We start from the raw sequence: 24,637 nt of genomic DNA, 5'->3' as shown, positions 1-24,637 counted from the left end.
CGCAATGCCCTACGCGCACACCGACCACGTCCCGCAAAGCTTCTGGACCCGCTATGTCTGGAGCCAGGACCACAAGGTCATCGCCGTGCAGTATGCGCTGACCGCCATCGCCATCGGCCTGGTCGGCATGGTGTTGTCGGACCTGATGCGGCTGCAGCTCGGCTTTCCCGGCAAGTTCAGCTTCATCGACGCCAACCATTACTACCAGTTCGTCACCATGCACGGGATGATCATGGTGATCTACCTGCTGACGGCGCTGTTTCTGGGCGGCTTCGGCAACTACCTGATCCCGTTGATGCTGGGCGCGCGCGACATGGTGTTCCCGTTTCTCAACATGCTGAGCTACTGGGTCTACCTGCTGGCCGTGCTGGTGCTGACGGCGAGCTTCTTCGTGCCGGGCGGGCCGACCGGCGCGGGCTGGACGCTGTATCCGCCGCAGGCCATCCTGCCGGGCACGCCGGGCGTGGAATGGGGCATCGTGCTGATGCTCGTGTCGCTGGCGATCTTCATCGTCGCGGCAACGATGGGCGGCCTGAATTACGTCACCACCACGCTGCAGGCGCGCACCCGCGGCATGACGCTCATGCGCATGCCGCTCACGGTGTGGGGCATCTTCATCGCGACCATCATGGCGCTGCTGGCGTTTCCGGCGCTGTTCGTGTCGGCGGTGATGATGCTGCTCGACAGGATACTCGGCACCAGCTTCTTCATACCGGCCGTGGTGTCGATGGGGCAGACGCTCAAGCATGCCGGCGGCAGCCCGCTGCTGTTCCAGCACCTGTTCTGGTTCTTCGGGCATCCGGAGGTCTACATCGTCGCGCTGCCGGCCTTCGGCATCGCGTCGGACCTCATCAGCACGCACGCGCGCAAGAGCATCTTCGGCTACCGGATGATGGTGTGGGCCATCGTCGTCATCGGCGCGCTGAGCTTCGTGGTCTGGGCTCACCACATGTTCGTCGCCGGCATGAATCCGTACTTCGGCTTCTTCTTTGCCACGACCACGCTCGTCATCGCCATCCCGACCGCGCTCAAGGTCTACAACTGGGTGCTGACGCTGTGGCGCGGCGATATCCACCTGACCGTGCCGATGCTGTTTGCCATCGGCTTCATCAGCACCTTCGTGCTGGGTGGGCTGACCGGGCTCTATCTCGGCAACGTGAGCGTGGACATTCCGCTGTCGAACACGTATTTCGTGGTCGCGCACTTCCATATGGTGATGGCCGTGTCGCCGATCCTGGTGGTGTTCGGCGGCATCTACCACTGGTATCCGAAGGTGACGGGCCGCATGCTGAACGATACGCTCGGGCGCGCGCACTTCTGGATCACCTTCGTCGGCACCTATGCGATCTACTTCCCGATGCACTATCTCGGCGTCCTGGGCATGCCGCGGCGGTATTACGCGTACGAGGGCTACAGCTTCATTCCCCATTCGGCGCAGACGCTCAACACGTTCATCACCGTCGTGGCGCTGATCGTTGCGGCGGCGCAGCTGCTGTTCCTGTACAACCTGGCGTGGAGCCTCGTGCGCGGCAAGCGCGCCGACGGCAATCCGTGGCGGGCCACCACGCTCGAATGGCAGACGCCGCAAACGCCGCCCGTGCACGGCAACTGGGGCGCCGCGCTGCCCGTCGTCTACCGCTGGGCTTACGAATACAGCCCGCCGGGGCACAAGGAAGACTTCGTCCCGCAAAACCAGCCGCCTGCGACGGCGCCCGAGCCGGCGGCCCATCCGACGCTTCAACCCGGAGAGGCACGCGAATGACCACACTGCCCCGCCCTTACGTTCCCGACGCGCCACCGGTCCTGCCGAATGCGAGCCGCATCGGCCTGATGGTCTTCATGGCGGTGGCGACGACCTTGTTTTCGCTGCTGCTGCTCGCTTATGGCATGCGCATGCGCGAGCCCGACTGGCAGCCGATCCCGCATCCGGCGCTGCTGTGGTGGAACACCGGTGCGCTGGTGCTGGCAAGCGTCGCCATGCAGCGTGCCCGGCAGCTGACCTTGCACCGCGTCGCGTGGCTCGCGTCCGGCGGCGTGCTGGCGGCCGTGTTCGTGATCGGGCAACTGATCGCCTGGCGCATGCTGTCGGAAGCCGGGCAGACCGTCACCGTCAATCCTTCCAACAGCTTCCTCTACCTGCTCACCGGCCTGCACGGATTGCATGTGCTGGGCGGGCTGGCGGCCTGGGCCGTGACGATCGCGCGTCTCCGGCGCGCGGACCCGTTCCGGGCCCAGCGCGCCATCGCGCTGTGCGCGATCTACTGGCATTTCCTGCTGGCTGTCTGGCTCGTGCTGCTGGCGGCGATGTGGTGGCTCACCCCTGCGTTCGTCGCGGCCATCTGCGGGCCGCTGTATGGAGCCGCGCCATGACCGCACCCACGCTTCCCACCGAATCCGCCGACACCCCGCCCACCGACGCCGGGCCCGACGGCTGGCGCGGCATCGTCACGGACTGGTCGGCCGACCGCGAAGCCTTCAAGGTGCCGTGGGGCAAGGCGATGATGTGGATCTTCCTGCTGTCGGACACCTTCGTCTTCAGCAGCTTCCTGATCGGCTACATGTCGGTGCGCATGTCGACCACGGTGCCGTGGCCCGATCCCTCCAAGGTATTCGGGCTCACGGTGGGCGGCGTGGACGTGCCGTTGCTGCTGATCGCCATCATGACGTTCACGCTGATCACCAGCAGCGGCACCATGGCGATGGCCGTCAACTTCGGCTACCGGCGCAACGCCAGGCGCGCCGCCGCCCTGTTGCTGGCCACCGCGCTGCTGGGCGCGACCTTCGTGTCGATGCAGGCCTTCGAATGGACCAAGCTGATCGTCCATGAAGGGATCCGCCCGTGGGGCAACCCGCTGGGCGCGGCGCAGTTTGGCGCGTGCTTCTTCATGATCACCGGGTTCCACGGGTTTCACGTGACCTGCGGCGTGATCTACCTGCTGCTGATCGCGCGCAAGATCCTGCAGCCGGGGTTTACCGAGCACGGCAACTTCCAGATCGTCGAGATTGCCGGCTTGTACTGGCACTTCGTCGACCTGGTGTGGGTGTTCATCTTCGCGCTGTTCTATTTGTGGTGAGGCACGCCATGGACCACACCGATCCCGCCGATCGACCCGACGCCGCGCACGGCCAGCAGCATCCGATCGGCCTTTACCTGAAGATCTGGGGCCTGCTGTTCGTGCTGAGCACGTTGTCGTACATGGTGGATTACTTCCACGTGCAGGGCCTGCTGCGCTGGGTGCTGATCGTCGTGCTCATGATCGCCAAGGCCGGGCTGATCGTATCGATTTTCATGCACATGATGTGGGAGCGGCTGGCGCTGGTGTACGCCATCCTGATACCGCCCCTGTGCCTGCTGGTGCTGATGGTGCTGATGGCGGCCGAAGCGCATCACACGTTCGGCATGCGGGAGCTCTTCTTCCACTGATCCCTTCGCCGCCCGTTCGTCACGCGACGAGCGCTTCGCACATGAAGGAGGACGCCATGAAATTTTCACGCCGACGTTTTATTGCAACCACCACCGTTCTGGCATCCGCGCTGACATTCGGACGCCGCGCGGCGGCGGCAGATGCCGGTGCCGGCGCCGTTCAGGAATCCGATGCAAATGCCCTGGCTCTCGGTTACAAGACCGATGCAAGCCGGGTCGACCATGCGAAGTTCCCTCAATTCCAGGCGGGCCAGGCTTGTGCGAGCTGCCAGTTCTTCCAGGGCAAGACCGGCGCCGCGATGGCGCCGTGCACCATTTTCAGCGGCAAGCAGGTCAATGCCAAAGGCTGGTGCAGCGCCTATGCGAAAAAGGCGTAGCAGCGGCGGCGTGGCGGCCGCGCTGCCGGCGGCCTGAAACGGCATCGGCGTGCCAAAGTGGAATTGCGTCTCAGGTGCGCGTTGGAGCGGCCGCTCGCCGATGCGTCTCGAGCGGCAGCAACCGGCCGGGCACCGACAAACGCGGGGGATGGCCGCAGCCCTCCCCCACGAGCGCCGATCGATCAGGCAGAAGCACTCCGATTGGCCTCGATCACCGTCAACGCCGCCATATTCACGATCCGCCGCACCGTCGAGCTCGAAGTGAGGATGTTCACCGGCGCGTTGACTCCGAGCAGGAACGGCCCCACCGCCACATTGCTGCCCGCCTCGGTCTTGAGCAGGTTGTACGCAATGTTCCCCGCATCGACGTTCGGACAAACGAGCAGATTGGCCGCGCCCTTGAGCGGCGACATCGGCAGCAGCCGCGACCGCAGCCCTTCATCGAGCGCACAGTCGCCGTGCATCTCGCCATCCGCCTCGATATCAGGCGCCTGCTCCCGGACGATCTCCAGCGCCCGGCGCATCTTCACACCCGAAGCCGCGCTGCCTGACCCGAAGTTCGAGCGCGACAGCAACGCGGCCTTCGGCGTCAGGTTCAGCCACTCCATCTGCCGGGCCGCGGCAATCGTGAATTCCGCGATCTGCTCGGCATCGGGGTTATCGTTCACGTGCGTATCCACCAGCGCCACCGTCCGCTGGTCGAGCAACAGAATGTTCATCGCCGCATAGGTGGACGCACCGGGCTTCTTGCCGATCACTTCGTCGACGAACCGCAGGTGATTGTGATACTCGCCAACCGTCCCGCAGATCATCCCGTCCGCATCGCCGAGCCGCACCATCATCGCGCCGATCAAGGTCAGGCGACGCCGCATTTCGACGCGCGCCATCTCCTTCGAAATGCCGTCCCGGCAGCGCAGTTCCCAATACGTCGTCCAGTATTGCGGGAACCGCTCGTCATATTCCGGATTGGTCACTTCGACATCCTGACCGAGCCGAATACGCAGGCCAAACCGCTCGATCCGAGCCAGCAGCACCTCCGGACGCCCCACCAGGATCGGACGCGCAAGCTTCTCGTCGACGATCACCTGCACGGCGCGAAGCACGCGCTCGTCCTCGCCTTCGGTGAAGACGATCCGTGCCTTGCCGCCGTCACGCACAAGCTGACGCGCCGTCGCGAACAGCGGCTTCATGAACGCGCCGGAGTGGTAGACGAATTGCTGCAACTGCTCGACATACGCGTCGAGATCCGTCAGCGGGCGCGTCGCCACGCCGCCTTCCATCGCCGCCCTGGCCACGGCCGGCGCGATACGCACGATCAGGCGCGGATCGAACGGCTTCGGAATCAGGTATTGCGGGCCGAACGCCACGTCGTACGCACCATAGGCCGCCGCCACGACTTCGTTCTGCTCCTCCTCGGCAAGACCCGCGATCGCGTGAACAGCGGCGATCTCCATTTCGCGGGTGATCGTCGTCGCGCCCACGTCCAGTGCGCCGCGGAAAATGTACGGGAAACAGAGGACGTTGTTGACCTGGTTCGGGTAGTCCGAGCGGCCCGTCGCGATGACGACATCGTCGCGCGTCGCATGCGCCAGTTCCGGGAAGATTTCCGGCGTCGGGTTGGCCAGCGCGAGAATCAGCGGACGCGCCGCCATCTGCTTCAGCATCTCCGCGCTCAGAATGCCGCCGACCGACAGGCCGAGGAACACGTCCGCGCCGCCGATGACTTCGGACAGCTTGCGCGCATCGGTTTCCTGCGCGAAGCGCGACTTTGCCGGGTCCATCAGCGTGGTACGGCCGCGATAGACGACGCCTTCGATGTCGGTCACCCAGATGTTTTCGACCGGCAACCCGAGGTCGACCAGCAGGTCCAGGCAGGCCAGCGCGGCCGCACCGGCCCCCGACGTCACGACCTTCACCTCCGAAATCGACTTCCCGACGACCTTCAGCCCGTTGATGAACGCGGCCGATACGGTGATGGCGGTGCCGTGCTGATCGTCGTGGAAGACGGGAATCTTCATGCGTTCGCGCAGCTTCTGCTCGACCGTGAAGCACTCCGGCGCCTTGATGTCCTCGAGATTGATGCCGCCGAACGTGGGTTCGAGGCCGGCGATGATGTCGACCAGCTTGTCCGGATCGGTCTCGTTGATCTCGATGTCGAAGACGTCGATCCCGGCGAACTTCTTGAACAGGACGGCCTTGCCTTCCATGACCGGCTTCGATGCGAGCGGGCCGATGTTGCCCAGACCGAGCACCGCGGTGCCGTTGGTGATCACGCCCACCAGGTTGCCGCGGCTCGTGAAGCGGTGCGCCTGCAGCGGATCGGCCGCGATCGACTCGCACACGCCTGCCACGCCCGGCGTATAGGCCAGCGCGAGATCGCGCTGGGTCACGAGCGGCTTGCTGGCGACGACCGAGATCTTCCCCGGGGTCGGAAACTCGTGATAGTCGAACGCTGCCTGCTGCTGTGTCTCTGTCTGTTTCATGTTTTTCGGTCCGGGCACGGGCGCCAGGCCAGTCCCGGCGCGATCCATGGAGGTGATTCTAGGGATCTGCCATAAGGAGATGATTCTGTTTTAATATCGGTCCATCACTTTTTCATGATGAATGCATGACCAGTCAATGACTTTTGACGCAAACGACGTGGTCAGGCGGCTGGGCGCTCGTCTGAAGATTCGGCATCTGGTGCTGTTGTTGCAGATCCAGCAGCACGGGTCGCTGACGCGCGTCGCGGAGCACATGGCCAGCAGCCAGCCCGCCGTGACGAACGCGCTGTCCGAGCTGGAGAGCATGTTCGGCACGCCGCTGTTCGAGCGCTCGTCGCGCGGCATGCGGCCGACCGCGCTCGGCGCGGTCGTGCTCGAACGGGCGAAGGCGATGATCAAGGATCTCGACCACCTCGCCCGCGAGATGGAGGCCGTCGCCGCCGGGCATGCGGCCCACCTGCACATCGGCGTGATTCCGTTCATCTCCGGCCAGATGCTGTCGGCGGCGCTGAAGCAGCTGCAAGCGCGCATGGAACGGCGCCTGACCGTGACGATTCACGAAGGCACCAGCGATCAGCTGCTGCTGCAGCTCAAGGACCACAGCGTCGACATCGTGATCGGGCGGGCGTCGGCGGCGGTCGATCTGGGCCGGGTTTCCTTCGAGGTGCTGTACCAGCAGCAGCCGCGCATGATCGCGAGCCGCCGTCTTGCCGCGAAACTGGCCCGCACGACGCTGGACTGGAACAAGCTGCACGCGCTCGACTGGATTCTCGGCGCGCCGCATACGCCGATGCGGGAGCAGGTGACAGACCTGTTTCTGTCGGCCGGCATCCCGCCGCCTGTTCCGATCGTCGAAAGCTACTCGTCCAAGCTGATCGGCGAAATGATCGCGTCGAGCGACGAGGCCGTGTCGATCGTGCCGGCCGATATCGCGGAGGAACTGGTGCGGATTGCCGGCGTGGCGATCGTGCCTTACTCGCTGGTGTGGACGCTTCCGCCGATTGCGCTGTTTACCCGCTCCGCCGACGCGCGCTCGCCGGCGCGGGATTTGCTCGTCGAGGCGCTACGGGAGGTGTGTAAGGAGACGTATGGGGAAGCGCGGAGATGAGGTCAAGATCACGCCGAGCGTCTTGCAGGTCCAGCGCATGCCCTCTCCCTCCCTGATTCATTAAGTTCCGCAGATTGTCGACGATGCGGCCGCCGCCGTCGAACGGATGGTTGCGGCCAACTACGTGCGGCAATCTGGCCAGGCATGTACGAAACGCCTGTCGGCGTTCCGATCGAAGCTAGTCAGCCGGTTTCTCGTACAGTGACCAGACACAGCCGTCTGATTTCAGTCCTGCGCGGATAAAACCGAGCGACTCGTAGTACGCACATAGCTTCGTGTTTTCGGTGGCGCAGTCGAGTCGAACAAGGCGTCGGTTCAAACCGCTCACCTTGAGAGCGCACCAATCAAGCATGAAGCTGCCGAGCCCGAGCCCGTTAAAGCCTTGCCGCACACACAGCCCATGCACATAACCGGCGATCGGCTCTTGAGGCCCCCAGTGTTTGTCATCGTCCAGACCGAACGAAAACGTTCCGGCCGGCGTGCCATCCAGTTCGACGACATACACTTCTTTTTCGGAGACGTTGTTTCGCACCCATCGCTCGGAAAAACCGTCACCGTCCTTGCCCCACGCGTAGTCACCGTGCGCAACCTTCTTCGCGTGCGCGTCGTTCCGGATCTGTGTAAGAGCCGGCACATCGTCTGCCGTCGCTCTGCGGACGCCTTTCGAGGTCATCGCTTGTCTCTCCGTTGAATCTTCATTTCGTGCTCAAACGCCGCTATCGCGCACGTCTGCATTCGCGATGGCAACGGCGCGGCGATCTTACGAAGCCGTCCCCTGAAACCAACGCGAACACGGCCCCGAGTAAATGAGTACGGTTGCAATCGCATTGGCGAAAAAGGCCACTTCGAACAGGTTCACATTGAATGGCAACGCCATCGCGAGAAAGGCAACTGTCGTGACAAGCGTGAGCAGCAATTCCAGCATTCGCGCCAGCTTTTGTCGCTGGCAGAGGCCCACGATCAGGCTGGCGTTCAGGAAAAGCCAGAAAGCCTGAATCATCACGACCGCGACGAGCCCTTGACGCATGTCGGTCAACTTCGCCGCGGGTACTTCGTCAATCTGACTGAAACCGATAATCAGGAGCATGACGGCATAACCAACCTCAATGAGCCAGACAACGGTGAAGAGCGCGATGGCGTGACGGATCTGCGGAGGTGCGTCGGCGCGAAACGCCGGCATAGCCTTCAACTTGCTTATTAACATCGTCTTATCGGGTAGCCAGTGGCCCCCGCCCCGGAATTTGTTTGTCTCTTCCCCGCCGCTTGCAGGTATCGCGCAGCGACGAGATCAATGTCGAGTACTTAAACCCTGCCGGAGCGACTCATAAATCCCCGCGCCGGCATCAACGATGAACAAAAGTGCAATGACGTTGCAGACAACGCGCCAGATACCGCGCAGACGAGTCGCACCGAAATACAAACCGACAACACCGACACACAGCGTCGCGGGCCAGTAGATGGCGCCAAACAGAATCACGATGACCGGAAAAGGTATATCGATGGCGACGTCACTCATCCCGGAACGCTCCGTCGCTTGCGTGGCGCACACGCCCACTGACGGTTTCGAAGACATCCGTCGGCCGCCGCCCCTCGACACGTGACGTGCGACTCGATCCCGCGGCCTGCCTCGCGCGCCTGAGAATCACCCCTCCGCCTTCTGACAAACCACCTCGATATTGTGCCCATCCGGCCCGATGACGAACGCCGCGTAGTAATTCGCGCTATAACGCGGCCTCAACCCCGGCGCGCCATTATCTTTCCCGCCCGCCTCCAGCGCCGCACGATAAAACTCGTCGACTTGCCGCCGATTCTCGGCCTTGAATGCGATGTGAAGATGCGCGGGCTTCTCCGAAGTCTGGAACAGGCACAACGAAGGCTGCCACGGCCCCGGCGGACAAAGCTCGACGCCGTACGAAGGCTCCCCCTCCGCCGCGACTACTACGCCAAGCGGCTCGAGTGCCTTGAGGAAGAACGCCTTGCTCGCTGCGAAATCGCTGACTCCGAATTTGACGTGGTCAAACATGAGTTCCCTCTCGGATAGTTGGGCCCGCCCGCACCCCGGTGTGATGTACGGATCACCGCGATGTTGCCACATGCAGCCGTCGACGGCTGCCCCGCCCGCCCCATCACCCCAGCTCGAACGACGTCACCCCGAACACGCGATCGATCGCGATCGCGGGCGCTTCTTTCGTGTACATCCGCGCGGTTTCGAACACGCTCGTCATCCCGTGCCGCTCCGCCAGCGCGACGGCCGCAGGATTCGTTTCCGGCACGTCGAGCACGATGACCTCGCCGGGCATGCTCGCCGCCAGCGCGCGAAACAGCCCGGTAGCGACGCCTGCATCATCGGCGAAGAGCGGGCCGATCTTGCACCCCTCGTTGCAGCGGCGAACGACACCGTATCCGGCGACACGGCCGGCGTCGACCGTTGCGAGCGCAACGGCATCCGGCTGCGCGATCCACGCGGAGACGAAACGCTCGCGCGCCGCGGGGAAACACTGGCGATCGTAGGCAAGCAACTGCTCGAACGGCACATCGGCCGCTGCCGCTACATGCGCGCATCCGATGCCGTCCACGCGGCCCTGATAGCGAATGTTGCGGTACGCGACCCGGAACCCGGACTTCCCGTAGTTTGCCTGCTGGGCGACGACACCATCGAGGCCGACGTTGCGGTCTCCAAGATAACGCATGCCGTGCTGCCAGATTCGCATACCGAAGCCTTTGCCGCGAAACCCGGGCTTCACGATGTAAAGACCGATGAAGCCGAAGTGTTCGTCATAGGCGACGGCGGAAAGGCACGCGACCGGCTCGCCGCGCCAAATACCGACGAAGAACCCGGCCGGGTCCGCTTCCCTGAAGCAGCGCGGGTCATGCCAGCCGGGATTCCACCCTTCCGCAGCCGCCCATTCGACCGCCATGACTACCTCGTCGGCCGACATGGTGCGCACGATAAAGTCACCGCCTTGATCCATGGTTCCCCTCACTCGCGGCTCTAAGGATTGCCGCCTCGTGCTACGGAAAATGCATCGGGAAAGTGTCGGCAAGCGAGCGCCGGCCAACCGACAGAACAGACCGCACAATCATGCCCCAAGCCACCGCTGCCGATCGCGTCATCATAATCCCAAGGGCGAGCATCGGAGTGGAGCGGTCATCGCAGTTGTTCCGGTTCGATAGGCACCGCAATTGACGCGTATCAGCGACCCGGACGACCGGGCCACCAGGTTAGCTGTCCTCGAATGTCCGAACGGGCGACCGGCAGCAACGAGTCGCCAAGCACCCCTCCACCGAAATCCGCGATAAACAAAAAAAGCCCGACAAAGTCGGGCCAATAGGTTTGAGACACAAGGAGAATACCGCCCACCCCACACCGGGCGGTCACGCCGCGCTACACGACGTTCTTTTCGACGATCGGCCGGTTTTCCAGCACTCGCGCCCAGCCGAGCGACGACAGGTCGAGCGTTTCGTAACGCCCGCCCAGAATGAGTTCACTGACGCCGCGCCCCGTCGCCGGCCCCTGCTGCAGCCCGTGGCCGCTGTAGCCGTTCGCGAACACGACGTTGTCGAGTTCCGGGTGATACCCGATGATCGCGTTGTGATCGAACACGTTGTACTCGTAGTACCCGGACCAGCAGTTCTCCACGCGCAGCGCCTCGAACTCCGGCACGCGATTCGCGAGCGTCGGCCAGATCACGTCGTCGAACAGGTCGTGATCGACTTCGTCGAGCGGCAGATCGTCCGGGTCGCGATCCGGGCTCGGCGACGTGCCGCAGATATACGTGCGCCCTTCCGGCCGGAAATACACGCCCGTCGGATCGATCAGCAGCGGGCAATCCGCGAGCTTCGCCGGCGACGACACATTGAAGATGCTGCGGCGCCGCGCATACACGGGAATGTCGATGCCCATCATCGACGACAGCGTGCGCGTCCACGCACCGGCCGCATTGACCAGCGTGTCGCACGCATAACGCTCGCCGTCGCCCGTCACGACATGCGTGATCTTCCGTCCATCGCGCTCGACCGACTTCACGTCGGCGGCTACATAACGCGCCCCGAGCGCCTGCGCTTTCTTGCGCAGCGCCTGCACGAGCCCGTAGCCGTCGAACCAGCCTTCACCGCTCACGCCGTACGCGCCCGATACGAGATCGTCGACGTTCAGCCACGGAAACTTCGCGCGCAGTGCATCGCAATCCATCAACCGGATATCGGCGCCGAGGCTGATCTGCAGCGCATGGTTCTCGCGCAGCGTCGCATCGCCGGCCGCCGTCGCGAGGAACAGGTAACCACCTTCGTGCAAATCGATCGACGGCCGGTTGCCGTCCACTTCGAGCCGTTCGCCGATCGTGCGCAGGAAGTCGATGCCGAACAGCGACATCTCGATCGACAGCGGCGTCGAGAACTGCTGGCGAATCGACGCGGCCGACAGCGCCGACGACGATCGCGCATAGGTGGGGTCGCGTTCGATGACGGTCACGGCGACCGTCGGATCGGTGGCGCGCAGGAAATAAGCGATCGAGCTGCCGATCACACCACCGCCGACGATAACGACTTGAGAACTCACGACTGACTCCAGTTGCACATAAAAAGCGCGGCCAGCCGGCCACGCCCGTTGGTTGTTCGTGCCGCGTCGCACGCGGCGTCGCGTCCGCAGACTTCCCGGGCGATCGCCCCGGCGTGCGCCGCGATCGCAACCGAACGCTCTCGGTATTTCAGCACGTCCGGCATCGCCGCGAAAGTCCGCGCACGCTTGCGTTCAATCCGCCGATTTCGTCGTGACGGGCTGCCACGCGGCGTTCTTCACTTCGTACAGCGTCGAGCTCGGGTTCTTCAGGTCGCCCGTGTTCGTGAACGCGATCGTGCCCGTGATGCCGTCGTAGCGCGTGTCCTTCAGCGCGCCGTTGAAATCGGCCGGCTTCGTCGAATTGGCCTTCTGCATCGCGTTGATCGCGATCCACGTCGCGTCGTACGCGAACGGCGCATACGCGAGCATGTCGACGCCGTACTTCTGCCTGAATTTCGTTTCGAACAGCTTGCCCTTCGCGAGGCGCGACAGCGGCTGCCCGTATTCCCACACGGCCGCGCCTTCCGCCGCGTTGCCGGCCAGCCTGATGAAGTTCGCGTTCATCACGCCGCCGCCCGCGAGAAACTGCGCGCGAATGCCGAGCTGGCGCATGCGCTTGACCAGCATCGCGGCCTGCGCGTCGAGGCCGCCGAAGAACACGAGATCGGCATTCGTGCTCTTGATCTTCGTGAGCTGCGCGCTGAAGTCGACGGCCTTGTCGTTCGTGAATTCGCGCGCGACGATCGTGCCGCCGTTCGCCTTCACGGACTTCTCGAATTCGTCGGCTTCGCCCTGGCCGAACGCGGTGCGATCGTCGATGATCGCGATGCGCTTCGCCTTGGTCACGCTCGCCGCATACGCGCCTGCGTTGCCGGCGTTCTGCGTGTCGGTCGCGATCACGCGGTACACGGTGCCGAGCCCGGCGCGCGTGATGTCGGGATTGGTCGCCGACGGCGTGATCATCGGAATGCCGGCCTTCGCGTAGATCTTCGACGCGGGCAGCGTCGTGCCCGAATTGAAATGGCCGATCACGACCGCCACCTGCGCGTCGGCAAGCTGCTGCGCGGCCTGCACGCCGGTGCGCGGATCGCTCTGGTCGTCCTGCGACGCGACGACGAACTTCACGGGCTTGCCGCCCACCGTCGTGCGCGCGGCATTCGCTTCGTCGACGGCCATGCGCACGCCGTTCTCGATGTCCTTGCCGTATGCGGCGCCGCCGCCCGTCAGCGGGCCGGCCACGCCGACCTTGACGACCGTCTCCTGCGCATGGGCCGCGCCCGTCTGGAACGCGAGGATCGCGGCGGTCAATGCGACGCCGGAAAGCGAACGAATGCGGAACGTCATGGCAGTCCTTGTTCTGTGGGTCGGGATGCAACGCGCGACCGCCGCGCGTCGGCAACCTCCTGCGTGCCGGTGATGCTGCCCGCCGCCGGAGCGCCATTCGACGAAGGCGTCAAACCGGTCGGCCGATCACTGAGGTTCCGTCTCCGAAGAACCTTTCACCGCGAAAGAGGTGAATGGATTGTGGGTAGCCAATACCTGTGCAGCAAACGAATTATCGGAACTACGTTGTGAGGATTTGTCATCAAGTTCCGTGCGCACGAACGGCTCACGGCCCGCGCGACGGCGGGCCGTGAGCCGAATGCGTCAGTGGGATACGTGCCGGCGCCCGTCCGTCAACGCCGGCCGCGGTAATGCCGATGAGGCATCATTGCTTCGACAACGGCACGCGATCGAGATGCCCGCCGCATCGCATCGTCCGCTCAGTGCCGATCCGTGCCCGTCTGCCTGCGCACCGCATCGGTCGCCTTGCCGCCCTTCTCCTGGATCTTGCCGGCCTGCTGTTCGGCGATGCCTTCCGCTTCCGTCTTGCGGTCGCCCGTCACCTTGCCGAGCGCTTCCTTGAGCGAACCCTTGAGCTGCTTGAGCCTGCCTTCGACGCGATTGCTGTCCATGGTCGTCTCCTGCGATGGTTGGGGAGAGCCGGCGATGTGACGGCCCGCGCCGCACCGCCGAGTGGACAGGTTCGCAAGCCTCCGCCGCGCGCGGCAGATGCGGATGCACCAGCACGCATGGTGCATTCGTACCGATGGCGTCAGTCCTTGCCCTTCGCGCCGCCCTTCGCGCCGCCCTTCTCCCCGCCTTTCTCCCCACCCTTCTCGCGCACGCCGTTCGCATCGGCCGCGCCGACGATGCCGCGCTCGCGCGCCCACACGATCGCCTCGCCGCGGCTGTGCACGTCGAGCTTCGCGTAGATCGTCGCGACGTGATTGCGCACCGTGTTCGGCGCGAGCCCGAGACGGCCGGCGATCTCCTTGTCCGCGAGGCCGTGGCACAGCAGGTCGAACACGTCGCGCTCGCGCGCGGTCAGGTCCGACAGTTGCGCGCCCGCGTCCGGCGCATTCGCGTGCCGCACGTTCGCGAGCTTTTCGATCAGCGTGCGGCTGAACCACGACGCATCCTGCATCGCGGTTTCGATCGCGTAGACGAGCTCCATCTCGGTGCGCTTGCGATCGCTGATATCGAGCAGCGCGACGAGCAGGCAGTCGCGCCCGTGAATCGCAACGGGGTCCGCCGACACGACGCAATCGCGCACGTCGCCATCGAGCGTGCGGATCTGCACGTCGGCGTTGCGTACGCTGCCGTCGCGCGCGAGCCGGGCCTCGATGCGCTGCCACGCACCGCGTTCGGCCCACAGCCCGATCTCGTCCGCGGATTTGCCGAGCAGGTCGTCCTGCGAATGGCCCGTCATCGCGGCAAACGCATCGTTGACGTCGAGAAGCTCGAAGCGGTCGGCCGTGACGATCGCGGTCGCGACCGGCGCCATCCGGAATGCCGTCGCGAAGCGCTCCTCGCTTTGCCGCAGCGCGCGCTCGGCCTGCTTGCGCGGTTCGAGATCCATGAACGTGAACAGCATGCACGCTTCGCCGTTCATGTCGATCGGCTGCCCGGCGACGATCACCGCCTTCGTGCCGCCGTCCGCGAGTTTCAGCACGGCTTCCATCTGCGGAATCGTCGCACCTTCGCCGAGCCGCTCGACCGCGAGCTCGCGCCGCTCGGCCTGTTCGAGCACGTCAATCTCGTATACCGAGCGGCCGAGCACGTCGTCGCGTGCGTGGCCCGACATGTCGAGAAAGCCCTGGTTGACCTTCACGTAGCGCAGATCGTCGAGCCGGCAGATCACGGCCGGCGCAGGGTTCGCGTTGAAGGTGCGCTCGAAGCGCTCCTCCGCGCTCGCCCATTCGGTTGCATCGTGCAGCACGAGCGCAAGGCAGTCGGGCTCGCCGGCTGCGTTCGTCAGCACGAGGCTGCGGATCCGGTGAACCCAGCTCACGGTTTCGTCGGCGGCCGATTCGACTTCGACCGTCACGTCGCTGAACTCCTCGCCCGCGATCACGCGATCCATCGGATAGTGGCCGTCGCGCACCGGATGGTTGTTCCGGTAGCGCAGCCGGAAACGCTCGCGGTATTCGGTCACGGTCGCGCCGAGCGCCTTCAGCTCGGTCACGCCATGCATCGCGAGCGCAGCCTCGTTCGCCCAGACGATCCGCTGGTCGGGCTCGATCAGGATCACGCCCTCGGTGAGCCCCGCGATGATCTGGTGCAACTGGCGCCGATCGGTATGCGATTTGAGCGCCCGTTCGTTTAGCTGTTCGTTCATCGAATGGTTGTCCATGTCGTCAACATGACTGCCGGCCCGGCCACACCTCGCTTCGACACGCGCCGGCCGGCGCGTGCGGCGATGATCGCTTGCCGCACCTCGGCACGACAGGCGCGATTGCACTATCCGTCATAGTACATTCGCACGGCCCGCCGCAACCGTACGGCATCCCGCCATCCGCCGCGCCCGCCGCTCCCCGCGCTGCAGGCGACCGACGCACCCCAACCCCATCACTGCCCCCCGTGCAAACGCACTAGCCGATCAGGTGAATTTGCGCGATGCCCACACGCGTTCGCATCGGTACGCTGGTACTGCATCGGCGCTCATGCGCTGCCTTCCAACCCGCAGAGGAGAAGCACGATGAAGCTGCATCAGACACCCGATCCGACGCGGCCCGAACCGCCTCCGGACAGTCCGCCCGAACCGTCGCCCGGCACCGATCCGCCGGTTCCGCCGCCGCCCGACGTGCCGCGCCCGGACATCCCGCCGCGCGAGCCCGGCTACGACACGCCGATCGTCCGGTGACCGGCAACGCCGATCGCACTCCCTTATCCAACACGTCAATCGATGGAGAACTTCAATGAACAAGACCCGGCATCTTTCGACGCTGCTCGCCGCCGGCGCGGCCTTCCTGCTGAGTGCCGCGCCGCTCATGAACGCCCATGCACAGGAAAAAACATCGACCGACAACGGCAACGGCATGCAGGCCGAATCGAACCAGCCCGTCACCGACACGTGGATCACGACCAAGGTGAAGAGCCAGCTGGCCGCCACCGACGGCCTGAAGAGTCTCGACATCGGCGTGAAGACGATCGACGGCGTCGTCACGCTGACGGGCGTGCTGCCGAACAAGATCGCCGTGAAGAAGGCGATCGCTGTATCGCGCGCGGTCAAGGGCGTGAAGCACGTCGACGCATCCGGCCTGAAGGCGAAGGCCTGACCTCCCGCGCGGCCGACGCCGCGCAGTTATCCCGCAGTTATCCCATTGCGACAAGGAGCACACCATGAACGAAGACAAGATCAAGGGCCAGTGGAAGCAGCTCACCGGCAAGCTGAAGGCCAAGTGGGGCAAGCTGACCGACGACGATCTCGCAGTCGCGGAAGGCGATCGCGAGTATCTGGCCGGGAAGATCCAGGAACGTTACGGAATCGCCCGCGATGCGGCCGAGAAGCAGTTGAAGGAATTCGATCGCGAGCTGTAACGCAACCGGCAAACTCACCCCGCCGCGGCGCCGCCGGCGTCGCGGCCATCAGGACAACGACATGGGCAAATATCTGATCGCCTGGCTGCTCGGCGTGCCGGTCGGGCTGCTGGTGCTGTTCTATCTGATCACGCACATCCTGTGACGGCGCGGCGCCCGACGCATCTGCACGTTCCCCCTACACCATCGGCTGCGACTCCGTAGTCCATCGCTCGAACGAGCGCACGCATTCCGCTGCATCGCAGCCACCCAACGCAAATCGGGCAGGACGCGTGCGCGCCCTGCCCGATAGGCTTGCCCGTTCGGAAGCGAAGCGCGACGCGCCCCGCTTCACGTTCGTTACTTCGCCGCGTTCGCCGTCATCTTGAAGATGCCCTGCGCGTTGCCCGCGTCGAAACGCAGGTCGGTCACCCAGCGGCGCGCCGCCTGATCGAACGTGCGCTTGCGCGTGATGAACTCGTAGAACGAGCCCGGCACGTTGCGCTTCACCGTGCCGCCGTCGCGCGTGCGGAACTCGCGCTCGACGGTATCCGCGCGATACGCGGTCTGGAACACGCGGCCCGAGCGCGAGCGCTCGACTTCCGGCTTCATCGGCCGGCCCTTTGCCTTCTCGTCGTCGGACAGCTTGAACACGTCGGCGACGCGGTCGGTCGCATGGTTGAACGCGTTGCCTTCGGTCGAGATCCACGCCATTTCCGCCGATTCCATCAGCAGCGTTTCGTAGTCGAGTTCGTTCGGCAGATCGTGCTGGCGCGCGAACGCGCCGACGATTTCCGGCAGCAGCGCGTGCGCGGCGTCGAGCGACAGCCAGCCTTCGCGTTCGACTTCCCACAGCAGCGCAACGGCCGCCGGCGACAGCGGATCGCGCGACGAGCTCACGACGTTCGTCACGGCCTGCTGGAATTCCTTCGAGAAACGTTCCGGATGCAGTTCGCTGACGAAGAACTGCGCGATTTCGTCCGGCGCATCCTCGTGCGCATACGCGCGGCCGGTCATGCCGAGCTTGTCGAGCGGATAACGGCCGTTCAGGCGGAAGCCGAGCGGACGCAGGATGCGCGTGAACGCGGCCTCGCCCGGCGGCAGCGCGCCCGTGTGCGGCCAGCGCACCGTGCGCAGCGCGCCGTGATCGAAGTAGACCGAGCCGCCGCTTTCGATCGCGTCGGCCGTGTATGCGCGGCCGTTCGCCGAACGCTCGAGCAGCCCTTCGAACAGCGCCATGTTCATCGCCTGCGCGATCTCCGCGCGCGTCACGATGCCGTCCTCCCATTCTTCAAGGATGGCCGGCATGTTCAGGGTCGAGAACAGGGCGTCGGTCTTCGCCTGTCCCAGCAGCTTCGTCAGCAAGCTCTCGATATTCGGATTGCGCATCAGGATTCTCGTCTCGGGGGACCGCCGGCAAACGTGCCGGCAACTCGTCGGCCGGCCGCCCATCGGGCGCCTGACCTTGCGTGGGGAGCATTATTCAAAGGGTTGCAGCCGGGCGTAAAGCGAGATTAAATTGACACGTGATGAGTTTTTGGAATTATCGACCGTCCCCGACCCGCTCGCCGGCCCGCGCCGCGCGGGTTCGTTCGTCAGACAAATAGAGCATCATGCGCAAATTCAAGATCCCCAACATGGGCGCACTGGTGGCTTTCGAAGCCGCCGCGCGCCACGAGAGCTTCACGCACGCGGCGAAGGAGCTGTTCCTGACCGAAAGCGCGGTATCGCGGCAGATCGCGACGCTCGAGGCAAGCCTCGGCGTGCGGCTGTTCGCGCGCGTGAAGCAGCGCGTCGTGCTGACGCGCGCCGGCAAGCTGTACGGCACGCAGGTGCGGCGCGCGCTGGAAGCGCTCGACCGCGACACGCTGTCGATCATCGCGCACGGCAGCGGCGGCGGCTACCTGGAGCTCGCGGTGCTGCCGACGTTCGCGTCGCACTGGCTGATCCCGCGCATCAAGAGCTTCTACGACCGCACGCCCGACGTGCGCGTGAACATGGGCAGCCGCACCGACCTGTTCTCGTTCGAGGACACGCACTTCGAGGCCGCGATCCACTACGGCAAGCCGACCTGGCCCGGCACGTCGTCCGACTACCTGTTCGGCGAGGAAGTCGTGCCGATCTGCTCGCCCGCGCTGCTCGACGGGCCGGTCGAGCGTGTCGAGGATCTGCTCGCGTATCCGCTGCTGCACTCGACGACGCGCCCCGGCGCGTGGGCGCAGTGGTTCGAGACGCATGGCGTCGAGGACATCCGCACGATGCAGGGCGTGCGCTACGAACTGCACACGATGCTGATCAGCGCGGCCGCGGCCGGGCTCGGGATCGCGCTCGTGCCGAAGTTCTTCGTCGAGGAACAGTTGCAGCAGCTCGGCCTCGTAGTGCCGTGCGACGCGGCGACGGTCGGCGATTCCGCGTACTACCTCGTATATCCGACGGAATTCAGCCACAGCAAGCCGCTGGAGCTGTTTCGCGGCTGGCTGCTCGAGCAGGCGAGCGCGTATGCGGCGCCGGACGGAGATGCGGATGGCGCCGACGCGGAGGATGACGAGGACGTCGAGTAGCGCGCTCGCTTCAGGTCACGTTCAAGTCACGGCGCGGCGGCGTCGCACGCGTACCGCGTCGGCACATCGGCCGCGACGACCTTCACCAGCCGCGCGCGATCGGGCGTTTCCAGCCCCGGGCACGCGGTATCCAGATCGCGGATCACGATCGTCGCGCGCCCGTCGAACCGGCACACGCCGTTCGGCTGCGCGGCGGGCAGCCGCAGCCCGCGCGTCGCATCGCGCTGGTTCGTGAAAACGATCACGCCCGCGCGTTGCGAACGGTCCGGCAAGCGCCGCGCCGATGCGTCGTCCTCTTCGAACCACACGTCCGATCCGATCGATTCGTCGCCGTAGTCGAGCGCGTAACGGCCCGTCAACGTGATCGCCCGCCCGGCATGCACCGCGCGGCAGTCCGGCTCGGCGTCGGCCGGCACCGGCTGCGCGCCCGCCGCAGCCGAACCGCACGCCAGCAATACCAGACACAGCACGCGGGCGCGGCCGTGCATGCTCGACACATCAAACGCTTTCCGGATCATGGGCAGTGAGGTGCGGGTCATCGAAACGAAGACCCGCATTGTCGCGCAGCGCGAGCGTTACATGTGCCACTTCACCGTCGCGGTCAACGTGCGCGGATCGCCGGGCATGTTGTACAGGTCCGCATTGCCGTGCGCGGCAATGAAGTAGCGGCGATTGAACAGATTGTCGAGCGTGAGCGTCACGTCGACCTTCTTGCTGCGATAGCCGGCACCCAGGTTGAACACCGTGAACGACGGCAGCGTGACGAGATCGCTGGCCGACGTGTAACGCGCCGACTGGAACTGCATGCCGGCCGCCGCATAGAAGCCGTACGGCAGTTCGCGCTTCAGCCACAGGTTCGCGCTGTGACGCGGCATCAGCCCCGGCGTGTTGCTCGACAGCGCGAGGCCGGCCGCCGTCGATTGCGGCGAACCGTCGACCGTGCCGTTCATGTAAGCGTAACCGGCGTACACCGACCACTTCGGCGCGATCTCGCCGGTGAAGCCCAGCTCCATCCCGCGCACGTGCTGCGTGCCGATCGGCAGCGCATAACCGGGATTCGCGGGGTCACCGATCTGCTGGTTGGTCTGGCGCATGTCGAACAGCGCGACGCTGGCCGTCGCCTTGCCGCCGAGGTCGAAGCGCGAGCCGAGCTCATACGCGGTGGTCTTCTGCGGCGCGAGCGCGGCGCCGTTCGAGTACGCGCCGGAACTGATCAGCGTATCGGCGAGCGGCGAGAACGACTGGCTGAACGAGCCGTACAGCGTCAGCCAGTCGAGCGGTTCGTAGATCAGGCCGACGCGCGGGCTCCACGCGTGATCGGTGCGGTCGAGATTGACGTTCGACGACGTGTAGTCGTGGCGGATCTGGTTCAGGTAGTCGAAGCGCAGGCCGGCGAGCACCTTCCAGTGCTCGGTCAGCGAGATCAGGTCCTGCGCGTAGACGCCCGCGAGCCCGACGACGGTCGACGCGTTCGTCTTCGCACGCGCGCCGGTCGGCACGCCGGGCAGGATCACCTGCTGCGGATTGAAGAGGTCGTAGGTGGCGACCTTCGTCACGTTGTAGACCGTGTCGAACTTCTGCTGCTGCGACAGCTCCAGCCCATACAGCAGCTCGTGGCGCATGCCGAACAGCGACGTCTTCTGCGTGAGCTCGAACAGGCCGTCGATGCCGTGGTCGGTGCGCTGGCGCGTCGACTGGTCGAGCGTCACGACCGGGTGCGCGGCCGTCTTGATCGGCTCGAACGTCACGTAGTTCTTGCGTTCGAGCGAGAAGTCGTACGCGCGGATCGCGCCATGGAACGACAGCGTATCGCTGAAGCGGTGATCGAGCGACACCGTCGCGCTCTTCGCGGAGACGTCGTTGTACGAGCTGTTCGCCGCATCGGCCGAGCCGTAATACGTGTTGATCGGCACGTCGACCGGCCGGCCGCGATACGCGGGCAGGCCCTGGTCGGACGTGCGGCGGTCGTGCAGGTAGTCGAATTCGACGTTCAGCACCGTGTTGCTGTCCAGCTTGAACTGCGCGGACGGCGCGATCGCCTGGCGGTTGAGCTGGAACTGGTCGCGAAAGCTGTTCGAGTTCTCGGCCGCGCCGGTGATGCGGAAGCGCGCCGCGTCGTTCGCATTCCAGCCGAGGTCGAATTCGCCGCGCCGCTCGCCGCGCGTGCCGAGCGTCACGCCCACGTCGCGCACCGGGTTCGCGTCCGGCCGCTTCAGCACGCGATTCACGATGCCGCCCGCCGAGCCGCGCCCGTACAGCACCGCCGCCGGCCCCTTCAGCACCTCGACGCGCTCGACGTTCGACAGGTCGCGATAGTAGAGCGCGTCGTCGCGAATGCCGTCGACGTACTGGTCCGTGATGCTGTTGAAACCGCGGATCGTGATCTGGTCGCGCTGGCCGTCGCCGACCGAGAAGCCGACGCCCGGCACGTTGCGCAACGCGTCCTGCATCGACGACGCGTTCTGGTCCTCGATCACCGCGTGCGGGACGACGTTCACCGTCTGCGGCACGTCCATCAGCGACATGTCGGTCTTGGTCGCCGCGCGCGACCGGCCCGCGTCGTACGACGCATGCTCGGCGGCCGCATTGACGGAAATCGCGGGCAAGGTCGCCGCGGCGTCGCTCGCCTGCGCGAACGAAGTGCGGGCGCCGGCCAGCGACGTGACGATCAGAAGCGCATGGCAAGCGCTCGTGTTGAGTTTCATCGTGAACGTAGGGGGTGAAGGAAAAACGGCGAACGGAAACGCGTCCGGTCGACGCGCGAATCGCGCAGCGACCGACGAAGCCTTTCCGTGAACTGGATGGCGCGCGGGGGATCGCCCCGTCGCGCATGCCGGCGGCGAACGGCCGGCGCGGGTGGATGCCGGCCGGCACGACCGGCACGAAAAAAGCCGTGACGTCCCGTCACGGCTCGTAATGGTGCGAAATAATAAACGAGAATGATTCGTGTTTTCGATTAATTTTTAACGTGTCGCCTGCCCGCAACGTGCATGCGCATTGCGCCCTGCATTCCCGACGAATGCCTTTCATTTTCAGGCGCTAATCCGCGCATCGCCGAAAGCAAATAGAAAGAAATCGATCGACCGCATCAAGTGGATCGTGCGGAAACGGTCAGGCAGAAGGTGGGGTTCGGGATACGACGACGAAAAACTTGAAGAGGATCACGAAGGATCAAGTAAAGCAGGAGCGGCACGTATTCAACGGTCCGGTGCGCGCCGGACCGGGCAACCCCGACCCGGCGCTCCGGGCAGCCGACCTCGCATCGGCAGCGCGGCGGACCTTCTTCTGTTGTTCACTACATCTGCTCTCTCAGGCTCGCTTCATTTTTTTTCTTCGTCGCGCTGCGCCATTATCCGCCCAAACCAGCCGGAGTGAAACGTTTGCGGTTGCAACAAACGCGTTATACCGGCCATTCGGAAACAGTCTTTCTGAATGCTTACGATGCATGTGCCGCGATCCGGCAATTCTTGCATTCGCGTCGGCGTTCCTTTTTAATGGAACTGGTTCCAATCGCTGATTCAGCCATGTTCCAGCGTGACGTGTCGTCGTCCGCGCGTCATCATGCCGATTCAGGATCGAGGATCATTCAGCTCAGGATTCGCATCGCCCGTCCTTCCCGGACACCTAGTCAAACGAGACCGTCATGCCCGATTCCGCCTCCCTGCAGCAACTGTTTCCCGCGTATCAAGACATCCCCGCCGAGTTCCGGCTCGCTTCACCGATTCACCAGCGCGTATCGCTCGTCGACGGCGAACTTCGACCGTGGGACGGCGCGACCAAGACCGTGCTGTCGCCCGTGTGCGTGCGGCAGGCCGACGGCAGCGTCGAGCAGGTCGAGATCGGCAGCTATCCGGTGATGGGCGAAACGGAGAGCGACGCGGCGCTCGACGCCGCGGTGCGCGCGTACGACTCGGGCCGCGGCGAGTGGCCGACGATGAAGGTCGAGCAGCGCATCGCGTGCATGCAGGACTTCATCAAGCGGATGGTCGCGCAGCGCGAGCTGGTCGTGAACCTGATCATGTGGGAGATCGGCAAGAGCCTCGCCGATTCGCAGAAGGAATTCGACCGTACCGTCACGTACATGACGCAGACGATCGATGCGCTGAAGGAGCTCGACAACGCAAACTCGCGCTTCGTGATCGCGGAAGGCACGATCGGCCAGATCCGCCGCACGCCGCTCGGCGTCGTGCTGTGCATGGGCCCGTACAACTATCCGCTGAACGAGACCTTCGCAACGCTGATCCCCGCGCTGCTGATGGGCAACACCGTGGTGTTCAAGCCGCCTCAGTACGGCACGCTGCTGTTCGAGCCGCTGCTCGAAGCATTCCGCGACGCGTTCCCGCACGGCGTGATCAACACGATCTACGCGCCGGGCGCGGTGGTCGTGCCGCACATGCTCGCGTCGGGCAAGATCAACGTGCTCGCGCTGATCGGGTCGAGCAAGGTGGCCGATCACCTGAAGAAGCAGCACCCGAAGTCGCACCGGCTGCGCGCGATCCTCGGCCTCGACGCGAAGAACGCGGCGATCGTGCTGCCCGACGCCGATCTCGACCTCACCGTGAAGGAATGCCTGCTCGGTGCGCTGTCGTTCAACGGCCAGCGCTGCACCGCGCTGAAGATGCTGCTCGTGCACCGCTCGATCGTCGACGAATTCCTGAAGCGCTTCACCGCCGCGCTCGAACAGCTGAAGATCGGCATGCCGTGGGAAAAAGGCGTCAGCATCACGCCGCTGCCCGGCATGCATCGCACGGCCTACATGACCGACGCGATCGACGACGCGAACGCCAAGGGCGCGCAAGTCGTCAACCACTCGGGCGGCGAATTCAGCAAGACGCTGTTCTATCCGGCCGTCGTGTATCCGGTATCAGAAGGAATGAAGCTGTACCGCGAGGAACAGTTCGGGCCGATCATTCCGGTCGCGCCGTTCGACGACGTCGACACCGCGCTCGACTACGTGACGACGTCGGAGCACGGCCAGCAGGTCAGCATCTTCGGTTCCGATCCGGTGCAGATCGGCGCGCTCGTCGATCCGCTCGTGAACCAGGTGTGCCGCGTGAACATCAACTGCCAGTGCCAGCGCGGGCCCGACGTGTTCCCGTTCGCGGGCCGCAAGGATTCGGCCGAAGGCACGCTGTCGGTGAGCGACGCGCTGCGCGCGTTCTCGATCCGCTCGATGGTCGCGGCGAAGCAGACCGACAGCAGCAAGCAGTTGCTCGACTCGATCGTGTCGGATCACACGTCGAAGTTCATCAATACGGGCTTCATTTTCTGAAGCCGTCGTGAA

At 64.8% G+C, this 24,637-nt stretch carries 25 protein-coding genes; 11 read left to right on the top strand and 14 right to left on the bottom strand.

Translation table 11 applies throughout. The features are described 5' to 3' along the window. Positions 1–4: 4 nt before the first annotated feature. Genes ctaD through MRS60_RS28720 form a run of 5 tightly spaced genes read left to right on the top strand, consistent with a single transcriptional unit; the run spans position 5 to position 3,801 of the window. Positions 5–1,762, top strand: coding sequence for a cytochrome c oxidase subunit I (ctaD, locus tag MRS60_RS28740; protein WP_243566070.1), 1,758 nt, complete (start codon positions 5–7; stop codon positions 1,760–1,762). Then, a complete protein-coding gene (locus MRS60_RS28735) occupies positions 1,759–2,370 on the top strand; it encodes a cytochrome c oxidase subunit 3 (protein ID WP_105389770.1) in 612 nt (203 codons plus the stop codon). Before ctaD ends, MRS60_RS28735 begins: the two co-directional genes overlap by 4 nt. Further along, complete coding sequence (locus MRS60_RS28730; RefSeq protein ID WP_034181992.1) at positions 2,367–3,074, top strand: heme-copper oxidase subunit III family protein; 708 nt, start codon at positions 2,367–2,369, stop codon at positions 3,072–3,074. Before MRS60_RS28735 ends, MRS60_RS28730 begins: the two co-directional genes overlap by 4 nt. An 8-nt stretch (positions 3,075–3,082) precedes the next feature. After that, entirely contained in the window at positions 3,083–3,424 is a 342-nt protein-coding gene (locus MRS60_RS28725) for a cytochrome C oxidase subunit IV family protein (RefSeq protein ID WP_034181991.1), read from the top strand. A 56-nt stretch (positions 3,425–3,480) separates the two neighbouring features. Next, on the top strand, positions 3,481–3,801 hold the full coding sequence (locus tag MRS60_RS28720) for a high-potential iron-sulfur protein (RefSeq protein ID WP_243566839.1): 321 nt from the start codon (positions 3,481–3,483) through the stop codon (positions 3,799–3,801). 182 nt (positions 3,802–3,983) lie between these two features. Here MRS60_RS28720 and MRS60_RS28715 read toward each other — a convergent pair whose 3' ends face one another. Beyond that, on the bottom strand, positions 3,984–6,284 hold the full coding sequence (locus tag MRS60_RS28715) for an NADP-dependent malic enzyme (RefSeq protein WP_034181990.1): 2,301 nt from the start codon (positions 6,282–6,284) through the stop codon (positions 3,984–3,986). Positions 6,285–6,420: 136 nt separating this feature from the next. Between MRS60_RS28715 and MRS60_RS28710 the strand changes: the two genes are divergently transcribed. Then, on the top strand, positions 6,421–7,392 hold the full coding sequence (locus MRS60_RS28710; RefSeq protein ID WP_243566069.1) for a LysR substrate-binding domain-containing protein: 972 nt from the start codon (positions 6,421–6,423) through the stop codon (positions 7,390–7,392). Between the two features lie 178 nt (positions 7,393–7,570). Here the strand turns inward: MRS60_RS28710 and MRS60_RS28705 are convergent, their stop codons facing one another. The 10 genes from MRS60_RS28705 to MRS60_RS28660 form a co-directional block, all read right to left on the bottom strand. Next, on the bottom strand, positions 7,571–8,065 hold the full coding sequence (locus MRS60_RS28705) for a GNAT family N-acetyltransferase (protein ID WP_034181988.1): 495 nt from the start codon (positions 8,063–8,065) through the stop codon (positions 7,571–7,573). A gap of 87 nt (positions 8,066–8,152) precedes the next feature. Next, on the bottom strand, positions 8,153–8,596 hold the full coding sequence (locus MRS60_RS28700; protein WP_034181987.1) for a hypothetical protein: 444 nt from the start codon (positions 8,594–8,596) through the stop codon (positions 8,153–8,155). 84 nt (positions 8,597–8,680) lie between these two features. Further along, entirely contained in the window at positions 8,681–8,908 is a 228-nt protein-coding gene (locus MRS60_RS28695) for a hypothetical protein (protein ID WP_243566068.1), read from the bottom strand. A gap of 126 nt (positions 8,909–9,034) precedes the next feature. Then, positions 9,035–9,415, bottom strand: a complete 381-nt coding sequence (locus tag MRS60_RS28690) for a VOC family protein (protein ID WP_105389774.1) — start codon at positions 9,413–9,415, stop codon at positions 9,035–9,037. 103 nt (positions 9,416–9,518) lie between these two features. Continuing rightward, a complete protein-coding gene (locus MRS60_RS28685) occupies positions 9,519–10,364 on the bottom strand; it encodes a GNAT family N-acetyltransferase (protein WP_131947814.1) in 846 nt (281 codons plus the stop codon). A gap of 413 nt (positions 10,365–10,777) precedes the next feature. Continuing rightward, positions 10,778–11,950: an NAD(P)/FAD-dependent oxidoreductase gene (locus MRS60_RS28680; protein WP_034181984.1), complete on the bottom strand. Its 1,173-nt coding sequence runs from the start codon at positions 11,948–11,950 to the stop codon at positions 10,778–10,780. Beyond that, positions 11,947–12,114, bottom strand: coding sequence for a hypothetical protein (locus MRS60_RS28675; protein ID WP_243566067.1), 168 nt, complete (start codon positions 12,112–12,114; stop codon positions 11,947–11,949). The genes MRS60_RS28680 and MRS60_RS28675 overlap by 4 nt, the downstream gene beginning before the upstream one ends. A gap of 28 nt (positions 12,115–12,142) precedes the next feature. Next, positions 12,143–13,294 carry a branched-chain amino acid ABC transporter substrate-binding protein gene (locus MRS60_RS28670; RefSeq protein WP_175746688.1) on the bottom strand — a complete coding sequence of 384 codons (1,152 nt, stop codon included), beginning with the start codon at positions 13,292–13,294 and terminating at the stop codon, positions 12,143–12,145. A 419-nt stretch (positions 13,295–13,713) separates the two neighbouring features. Beyond that, entirely contained in the window at positions 13,714–13,905 is a 192-nt protein-coding gene (locus MRS60_RS28665) for a CsbD family protein (protein WP_243566066.1), read from the bottom strand. A 140-nt stretch (positions 13,906–14,045) separates the two neighbouring features. Next, positions 14,046–15,611, bottom strand: a complete 1,566-nt coding sequence (locus MRS60_RS28660; RefSeq protein ID WP_243566065.1) for a helix-turn-helix transcriptional regulator — start codon at positions 15,609–15,611, stop codon at positions 14,046–14,048. A 360-nt stretch (positions 15,612–15,971) separates the two neighbouring features. Here MRS60_RS28660 and MRS60_RS28655 point away from each other — a divergent pair, with 360 nt between their 5' ends. From MRS60_RS28655 to MRS60_RS28645, 3 genes are all read left to right on the top strand, one after another. Then, on the top strand, positions 15,972–16,136 hold the full coding sequence (locus MRS60_RS28655) for a hypothetical protein (RefSeq protein WP_165948116.1): 165 nt from the start codon (positions 15,972–15,974) through the stop codon (positions 16,134–16,136). A gap of 55 nt (positions 16,137–16,191) precedes the next feature. After that, positions 16,192–16,551 carry a BON domain-containing protein gene (locus tag MRS60_RS28650; RefSeq protein ID WP_034181981.1) on the top strand — a complete coding sequence of 120 codons (360 nt, stop codon included), beginning with the start codon at positions 16,192–16,194 and terminating at the stop codon, positions 16,549–16,551. Positions 16,552–16,615: 64 nt separating this feature from the next. After that, positions 16,616–16,813 (top strand): CsbD family protein, encoded by a 198-nt coding sequence (locus MRS60_RS28645; protein ID WP_034181980.1) that lies wholly within the window; start codon positions 16,616–16,618, stop codon positions 16,811–16,813. A 339-nt stretch (positions 16,814–17,152) separates the two neighbouring features. Here MRS60_RS28645 and MRS60_RS28640 read toward each other — a convergent pair whose 3' ends face one another. Continuing rightward, positions 17,153–18,181, bottom strand: a complete 1,029-nt coding sequence (locus tag MRS60_RS28640) for a DUF1338 domain-containing protein (RefSeq protein WP_034181979.1) — start codon at positions 18,179–18,181, stop codon at positions 17,153–17,155. Positions 18,182–18,405: 224 nt separating this feature from the next. Here MRS60_RS28640 and MRS60_RS28635 point away from each other — a divergent pair, with 224 nt between their 5' ends. After that, positions 18,406–19,353, top strand: a complete 948-nt coding sequence (locus MRS60_RS28635) for a LysR family transcriptional regulator (protein WP_072438447.1) — start codon at positions 18,406–18,408, stop codon at positions 19,351–19,353. Positions 19,354–19,379: 26 nt separating this feature from the next. Here the strand turns inward: MRS60_RS28635 and MRS60_RS28630 are convergent, their stop codons facing one another. Beyond that, positions 19,380–19,841 carry a hypothetical protein gene (locus tag MRS60_RS28630; RefSeq protein ID WP_243566838.1) on the bottom strand — a complete coding sequence of 154 codons (462 nt, stop codon included), beginning with the start codon at positions 19,839–19,841 and terminating at the stop codon, positions 19,380–19,382. 87 nt (positions 19,842–19,928) lie between these two features. Then, on the bottom strand, positions 19,929–22,058 hold the full coding sequence (locus MRS60_RS28625; RefSeq protein ID WP_243566064.1) for a TonB-dependent receptor: 2,130 nt from the start codon (positions 22,056–22,058) through the stop codon (positions 19,929–19,931). 938 nt (positions 22,059–22,996) lie between these two features. Here MRS60_RS28625 and MRS60_RS28620 point away from each other — a divergent pair. Then, positions 22,997–24,625: an NADP-dependent glyceraldehyde-3-phosphate dehydrogenase gene (locus tag MRS60_RS28620; RefSeq protein ID WP_175746692.1), complete on the top strand. Its 1,629-nt coding sequence runs from the start codon at positions 22,997–22,999 to the stop codon at positions 24,623–24,625. Positions 24,626–24,637: the final 12 nt, after the last annotated feature.

Origin of the sequence: Burkholderia pyrrocinia (assembly GCF_022809715.1) — a bacterium.
GTDB lineage: Bacteria > Pseudomonadota > Gammaproteobacteria > Burkholderiales > Burkholderiaceae > Burkholderia > Burkholderia pyrrocinia_C.
This window is presented reverse-complemented; position numbering and strand designations above follow the sequence as displayed.